Raw genomic sequence first — 7,846 nt, 5'->3', positions numbered from 1 at the left:
AACGCTCAAGATCAACCCGGAGCCCAGGGTCCGGAATTGCTTTTTTCAGTACATAAAATTCCTGCGAGAGCAGCAGGAAGAATCGTTTTCCACGTTGAATGCCAATCCAGACAGCGCCCCGGGGGGGTGCCGCAGTGACGGGCATAGATGTAGCCCTAAAGCCCGGTCCGGTCAAAAGCCGTTTAGGCGAATTTCCGGTTCAAAATCAAAGAATGAGAGGGAAAATACCTCTTCCAGCCTGCATCAGGGTTTGCAATGGGTCATACCGTCAAAGGTCCATAAAATCGTACTTTTTCTTTTCATGCGTTAATTATCTTTTAAAATCAAAGCATTATGATTGTTACCGAAAAACTATCCACAAGTTATCAACAATTTTAAACTCTACGATACGATATTTTTCTCAAAAAAACTCCTTAAAGCTCAAAAATGCGGTTACAGACCGTCGGGTCTTTTTAATTCCGCTTTACTGCGGCCGATACACCATCCGGGCATCGAAAAAAAAATTATCCGGACCCGGAATGGTAATACCGCATCCCGGTTGCGGGACAGCCTGTCCCCGGTCTCAGTCCGGAACCGCCATTGCCAGAACAAAGACCTCGATCCGGCGACAACCGGCCCGACGCAGAACCCGGGCACACTGGCCAATGGTGGAACCGGTGGTCATCACGTCGTCAACAAGCAGCACGTGGCGCCCCCGTAATCTGTCACCGTCAGCCACCGCAAATGCCCCCTGGAGATTTCTCCGCCGGGCAGAGCCGGACAGGGTGGACTGGGGAATGGTTGGCCGGGTCCGGAGCAGCAGATCGGGCGCAATACGGTCCCGAAGCCGGGGAAAAAAACTGCGGGCCAGCAGGAGACTCTGGTTGAAACCCCGCTCCCGGAGCCGGGTCGGATGGAGGGGGACCGGAAGAATAATCTCAGGATCGCCGATTTCCCGGTAACCGGCAGACTGGCTGGCAAGCCAGGCCATGGAGGAGAGGCCGGCCAGCTCACCCCCATATTTGAAACAATGGATCAGGGTGACCAGGGGTTCATGATAGGTGAGCGCCCCCCGGGCCAGGTCGAATCCGGGTGGTTCCTTAAGACAGCGGCCGCAAAGATGGTCCTGACCGGAGACAAAGGGTATGCCGCAACAGGAGCAGCAGGGAGAAGAGAGTGGCGAGAGACGGGTAAAGCAGGAGGAACAGAAAAGCGGCAACTGCCTTGCCGGCAGCTGCCGCCCACAACCCAGACAACAGGGTGGAAAGAGGAGATCCTGCAGCGCGGCTACAAACCCCCTCATCAAACCGGAAAAACCCTGTTACTACATATTACCTATGATGGCGTCGCCAAAGGCGGAGCAGGAGAGCTTGGTCGCCCCTTCCATCTGCCGGGCCAGGTCATAGGTCACGGTCTTGTTGGAGATGGTGGTGGAAAGCGCCCGCTGGATCATGTCCACCGGCTCCTGCCAGCCGAGATACTCCAGCATCATCACCCCGGAGAGCAGGAGCGAGCCGGGATTGACCTTATCCTGGCCGGCGTATTTGGGCGCCGTGCCGTGGGTGGCCTCGAACAGGGCATAGCCATCACCGATGTTGGCCCCCGGCGCCATGCCCAGTCCACCCACCTGCGCGGCCAGGGCATCGGACATGTAGTCGCCGTTGAGATTGGGCATGGCCAGGACCGAGTATTCATCGGGCCGCAGCAGAATCTGCTGGAACATGGCGTCGGCGATCCGGTCCTTGATAAGGATCTTGCCCTCGGGCTGTTTGCCGTCGAACTTTTCCCACATCTCGTCTTCGGAGATGGTCACATCGCCGAACTCGTCCCGGGCCAGCTCGTAACCCCAGTTGCGAAACGCGCCCTCGGTATACTTCATGATGTTGCCCTTATGGACCAGGGTCACGGAGCTGCGGTTCTGATCAATGGCGTACTGGATGGCCTTGCGAACCAGCCGCTTGGTGCCGAACTCCGAGATCGGCTTGATACCGATACCGGAGCCGTCGCGGACGTCCGCTCCCATCTCTTTTTGCAGAAAGTCGATCACCTTGTCGGCCTCCGGCGAGCCGGCCTGCCACTCGATACCGGCATAGACGTCCTCGGTATTTTCCCGGAAAACCACCATGTTGACCTTTTCCGGGGTTTTGACCGGACTGACCACGCCCTGGAAATAACGTACCGGCCGGACACAGGCATAGAGATCCAGCACCTGGCGCAGGGTCACGTTGAGCGAGCGCATGCCCTCGCCCACCGGGGTGGTCAACGGGCCCTTGATAGCGACAATGTACTTGCGGATGGCCTCAAGGGTGGACTCGGGCAGCCACTCGCCAGTCTTTTCCACTGCCTTTTCACCGGCATAGACCTCGAGCCAGTCGATCTTCCTGTCGCCCCCATAGCATTTTTCCACCGCCGCATCGATCACCTTGCGGGTCACGGCCCAGATGTCGGGACCAATGCCATCCCCCTCGATAAAAGGGATAACCGGGCTTTCGGGTACGTTTAAGGATCCATCCTCGTTTACGGTAATTGCCTTGCCACTCAAAATAATTCCCTCCTTCACTACGTCTGGGACCAGGAATCCTGATCCAGTTCCTTCTCAAATCCAAAAAATACGAAAAAATGAAAATATATTCGATCCGCCACCCTCCGTCAAGATACCTGCCCGGGGGACAGGGAGAACAGGTGGGTATAAAATACTGTGGAAATGCGCTATTATTATGCTATATTTGGAAATTCACAGGTATGCCATGACAACAGAGATAAAAAAAACAGATACCGTCCAGAGGCGGCCCATCATCGAGGTCCAGGAAAAACGGCTCGGGGTCCTGATCGGCGGCTCCGGCCTGATCGGCGGCACTCTTGCGCACTATTTCAAGACCAAGACGCCGGATGATATCGAGATCCGGGCCCCCAGTTCCAAGAAGCTCTCCATCCGGAACTCCGAGGATATCAGAACCTACCTGCGCCGGGTCAAGCCGGATTTTGTCATCAACACCGCCATCGCCGCCCTGGATTCCGATGCCCAGCTGGCTTTCGAGGTCAACTACCTGGGCACGGTCAACCTGGCCCGCGCCTGCACGGCCCTCAATATCCCCTACATCCACATGAGTTCGGCCGCCACCCTGCCCAATGGCGAAAACCTGACCGAGGATGACCACCTGCCCCTGTCGCCGACCCTGAACAACTACGCGAAGTCAAAGCTCATGTCCGAGCGGACCCTCAAGTTCATGGGCCAGCACCGGGGACTTGACTATACGGTGATCCGGCTGGCCATTGTCTATGGCGAACATGACCACAAGATCCAGGGTTTTCACCGGCTCTTCTTCACCATCGCCGATGAAGCCATGCCCTTCATGATCACCAAGAGGGGGATCAAGCATTCCTACACCAACTGCAACAAGGTACCCTATTTTGTCCACCATGTGCTGGACAACCGGGACGAGTTCCGGGGCGAGACCTATCATTTCGTCGACCGGGAACCGGTGGAGCTGGCCGAACTGATCCTCACCATCCGCTCCTATCTGGAGCTCAAACGGCCCCGGGAGATCTACATTCCCTACCCGGTGATCCGTTCGGGCAAGTACTTCCTGGAACGGCTGGCCAAGGTCCTCAACTGGTTCGGCATCATAGTCCGGCTGCCGCCGGAGCTGATGTTCCTGGAAAATTTTTACAAGTCCCAGACCCTGTGCACGGACAAGCTCCGGGCCTCGAGCTGGGTCGATCCTGATCCCGACGAAACCATCTATACCGCGCTGCCCCGGCTGGTGATCTACTACCTGACCCGGTGGGGACACCTGAACCTGATCACCACCTTCAACGAGGAGTTTTTTGGCGATAATGAGCTGGAAGAAGATTTCCGAAACTCACCCCGCGAGCTGCTCAACTCCATCCACGAAGACTCCACGGCCCCATTTTATGATATCCTCGACCAGGATACACGGCCAAGAAACTAACCAACCCGTCACCCCATGTCCCCTGTACAATATCTCCGCGCCCTCATTGATCTGATTCTGATTCCGCCCCTGACCTTTGCGGTCTGCTCTCTGGCCCTGATCGACCTGATCTATATCCGCAAATCAGAGACCAAGGCCCAGGCTTTCCCCCGGTTCTGGGGCCGGGTGCTTTGCCGGATAGCCGGTATCCGAGTCCGGATCGAAGGGCTGGAAAACATCGATCCGAACAAGACCTATATCTTTGCCGGCAACCACTGCTCCCAGGCCGACATCTATGCTTTCCAGGGCTATTTCCCCCACGATTTCCGCTGGATCGCCAAAAAGGAGCTGTTCAGGATCCCTCTTTTCGGCCATGCCATGCGCCGAAGCGGATTTGTTGCCATGGACCGCTCCCGTGGACGCGAAGCCCTGAAGAGCCTCAACCAGGCGGCAGAACAAATCGCCGCCGGCACCTCGGTCATCATCTTTCCCGAAGGGACCCGCAGCCCGGACGGCCGTCTGCAACCGTTTAAAACCGGGGCCGCTCTCCTGGCCATCAAGTCCGGGGTTCCGGTGGTGCCCATCGGTTTCAACGGCACCCACAGGGTTCTGCCCAAGCACAAACTGCTGGCCCGCTCCGGAGACGTGGTCCTGCGGATTGGCAAACCAATTCCAACCATCGACTTCAAACCTAAAGACAAGCAGATACTCGCCAAGCGCCTCCACGACGAGGTGGCCAGGCTGCTTGACCCGGAGCAGCAGCCCGTGGAGGAAACAGGGGCCCACTGATCCCTCCCGGCGCCCTCCCCTCTGACGCCGGACACCCTTCACCGGCCGCCCCGACCACCTTAACCGGTCAGCGACTGCTCCCGGAGTGCCATGGCCGGGTAATTGATTTGCAAATTTCCAGGAACATGGCATAATGATGGCCAATTTTCCCCGGACTGCCCGGCTTCCCGTCGCATGCGGTCCGGGTTGCCCGCAACCGCAACCACACTGAAAAAACCAATTCAGGTTCCCCACTTATCAGGACGCCCTATGCAGTCAACAACCAAAAATTCCTGTCGGTTTGCCAGCACCCTGGTGCTCATACTCTGTCTGCTGTCCGCCATGCCGGCGACCATGGCCAGGGCCGCGGTCCAGAACACGACCTTTCTGCCCCTCAAGATAAACGCCCCTGATCCCGAGGCCATCGCCCCCCGGGTGGACAAGACCATGGACGCCATTCTCAGAGACAAGGGGTTGACCCTGCTGTCCAGGCAGGAAGCGGAGAAGCTGGTCGACTACCGGGGCAGCTGGCCGCCCCCGCCGGCGGTGCTCGCCAGGGTGGCTGAAAAAACCGGCCTGGACTACGTGGCAGCCGGCAGCCTGACCATGATCGGAGACCAGATCTCGGTGGACATGCAGGTCTATGATGCCCTGGCACCGCAGAAGCCGCACGTCGCCTACCGGGAAGGGACCTCGCCGGACATGCTGGCGACGGTCCTTGACGAAACCGTAGCCGATGTCCTGGGCTACACCAACCGCGCCTATCTCGTCGCCTCCATTGCCCCGGCCGGCAACCAGCGCATCGATTCCGGGGCCATCCTCAACAAGATCTCCACCAAGCCCGGTGATTTCTACGATCCGGCCCGGCTGCGCCAGGATCTGAAGTCGGTCTTTTCCATGGGCTATTTCGACGACGTGACCATCGAGACCGAGGACACGCCGGCCGGCAAGGCCATCACCTTCCGGGTCAAGGAAAAACCGGTCATCACCAGGGTCTCTTTCAAGGGCAACGACAAGGTGGAGCTGGACGAGGTTCGCGAGGCGGCCGGCATCCAGACCGGCACCATCTTAAACCCCAGCCGCCTCAACCAGGCCGTCAAGCGGATCAAGGGACTCTACCGGGCCAAAGGGTTTTTCAATCCCCGGGTCAAAGCCACCCTGGACTACCCGGACAGGGACAGCGTCGAAATCACCTTCAATATCGATGAAGGGACCAAAATGAAGATCCGCAAGATCGTCTTCCAGGGCAACAAGAGCTTTGATGACGACGATCTCCAGGACGTGATCGAGACCGGTACCTGGAGCTGGCTCACCTCCTGGATCACCGAGGATGGTGTCCTGAAGATGGATGTCCTCCAGCAGGACGCGGCCCGCCTGGCTTCCTTCTACCACAACCACGGCTTTATCGAAGCCAGGGTGGGTGAGCCTGTTGTCGAGGACAAGGATGGCTCGCTCACCATTGTCTTCCCCATCGAAGAGGGGCCCCGCTACCGGGTGGGACTGGTGGACATCCAGGGAGACCTGGTGGAGGACAAGAGCAAGATGCTTTCCATGCTGAAGATCCGCCGGGAAGAGTTCCTCAACCGCCAGGTTCTGCGGGACGACACCATGAAACTGACCGATCTTTTCGCGGAACACGGCTATGCCTTTGCCGAGGTCAGGCCCAAAATCAACAAATCGGCCACCGGCAAACGGGTCAACATCCTGTTCCAGGTCGACAAGGGATCGCTGGTCTATTTCAACCGGGTGGAAATCCAGGGGAATACCCGGACCCGCGACAATGTCATCCGCCGGGACCTCAAGGTCAGGGAAGGTGGAGTGTTCGATTCCAAGGCCATCCGCCAGTCGACCCAGAAGCTACAGCGCCTCGGCTTCTTCGAGGAGGTCAAGGTCACGCCGCAGCCCACCCTGCAGGAAAACCTGATGGACGTGGTGGTCGCGGTCAAGGAGAAACCCACCGGCCAGTTCTCCATCGGTGCCGGCTACTCCTCCTCGGAATACCTGACCCTCATGGGCGAGATCTCCGAGAACAACCTTTTTGGCACCGGCAACCGACTGGCCCTGTCCGCCAACCTGAGCGGCACCACCACCCGGTTCAACCTCAACTTCACCAATCCGAGACTCTTCGACTCCCAGGTCATGGGCGGGATAGACCTGTACAACTGGACCCGGGAGTACGACGACTACACCAAGGACTCCACCGGTTTCGGCCTGCGGCTTGGCCACCCGCTGTGGAAGAGATGGCGGATCTCGTACGGTTATTCCTTTTCCCACATCGTACTCTCCGATATCCAGGATACAACCTCGTCGATCATCCTCCTGTCCGAGGACATCAACTATATCAGCTCGCTGCAGGTGGCCCTGGTCCGCGACACACGGGACATGACCTTTGACACCCGCTCCGGGTCCCGCAACGAGATAAGCGTCAAGCATGCCGGGGTCTTTCTCGGCGGCGACGCGGAGTTCACCAAGATCCAGGGGGCCAGTTCCTGGTTCTTCCCCCTGCCCTGGGACACGGTCTTCCATGTCAAGGGCGCGGCCGGCCAGATCTTCACCGGCAACCAGGACAAACTGCCGGTCTATGAACACTTCTACCTGGGTGGCATGAACTCCATCCGCGGCTTCAAATCGAGCAAGATCAGCCCCATCGACGCCGTTACCGGCGACCGTATCGGTGGCGACAAGATGTGGTATGCCAACTTCGAGTATATCTTCCCCCTCCTCGCCGATGCGGGCCTGCGCGGAGTGGCGTTCACTGATTTTGGTAATGTCTACGCCACCTGGGAGGACTGGGACGTGAGTGATTTCAAGAAAACCGCCGGCATCGGTGTGCGCTGGATGTCGCCCATGGGTCCGCTGCGCCTCGTCCTGGGCTTCAACCTGGATCCCAAGGATGACGAGGACAGCTCGGTCTGGGACTTCTCCATAGGCGGTCAGTTCTAACACCCATGCAGGCTCGTAAGGCCTGCACAACGAAACATGAAAGCTGTTTGTCCCCCTGGAGGATGGGACGAGACTTTCATATAAACCAGCATGGCTGGACCATATTTCGATACGTCCCAGCCACAACAACCTATGAAAATCACAATGGAATTATCAAAACTTGCGGTGATTTTCGGATAAAAGACAGAGTATCTGCCGGGACAGGTCTGGATGCTTGAATCAAC

At 58.0% G+C, this 7,846-nt stretch carries 5 protein-coding genes; 3 read left to right on the top strand and 2 right to left on the bottom strand.

Annotated features, from left to right (window positions below; all coding sequences use genetic code 11):
- Positions 1–562 precede the first annotated feature (562 nt).
- Together GF1_RS16115 and icd are read right to left on the bottom strand one after the other, a co-directional pair.
- The gene (locus GF1_RS16115) at positions 563–1,282 is read right to left on the bottom strand and encodes a ComF family protein (RefSeq protein ID WP_267927576.1); all 720 of its coding nucleotides are present in this window, start codon (positions 1,280–1,282) and stop codon (positions 563–565) included.
- A gap of 21 nt (positions 1,283–1,303) precedes the next feature.
- Positions 1,304–2,521: an isocitrate dehydrogenase (NADP(+)) gene (gene icd / locus GF1_RS16110; RefSeq protein ID WP_326491570.1), complete on the bottom strand. Its 1,218-nt coding sequence runs from the start codon at positions 2,519–2,521 to the stop codon at positions 1,304–1,306.
- 205 nt (positions 2,522–2,726) lie between these two features.
- Between icd and GF1_RS16105 the strand changes: the two genes are divergently transcribed.
- The 3 genes from GF1_RS16105 to bamA all read left to right on the top strand — a co-directional run bounded on the left by GF1_RS16105 (position 2,727) and on the right by bamA (position 7,622).
- Positions 2,727–3,932 carry an NAD-dependent epimerase/dehydratase family protein gene (locus GF1_RS16105; RefSeq protein WP_267927575.1) on the top strand — a complete coding sequence of 402 codons (1,206 nt, stop codon included), beginning with the start codon at positions 2,727–2,729 and terminating at the stop codon, positions 3,930–3,932.
- Positions 3,933–3,947: 15 nt separating this feature from the next.
- Positions 3,948–4,700: a lysophospholipid acyltransferase family protein gene (locus GF1_RS16100; RefSeq protein ID WP_267927574.1), complete on the top strand. Its 753-nt coding sequence runs from the start codon at positions 3,948–3,950 to the stop codon at positions 4,698–4,700.
- Positions 4,701–4,949: 249 nt separating this feature from the next.
- On the top strand, positions 4,950–7,622 hold the full coding sequence (bamA, locus tag GF1_RS16095) for an outer membrane protein assembly factor BamA (protein WP_267927573.1): 2,673 nt from the start codon (positions 4,950–4,952) through the stop codon (positions 7,620–7,622).
- Positions 7,623–7,846 lie beyond the last annotated feature (224 nt).

This window comes from Desulfolithobacter dissulfuricans, assembly GCF_025998535.1.
Lineage (GTDB): Bacteria > Desulfobacterota > Desulfobulbia > Desulfobulbales > Desulfobulbaceae > Desulfolithobacter > Desulfolithobacter dissulfuricans.
This window is presented reverse-complemented; position numbering and strand designations above follow the sequence as displayed.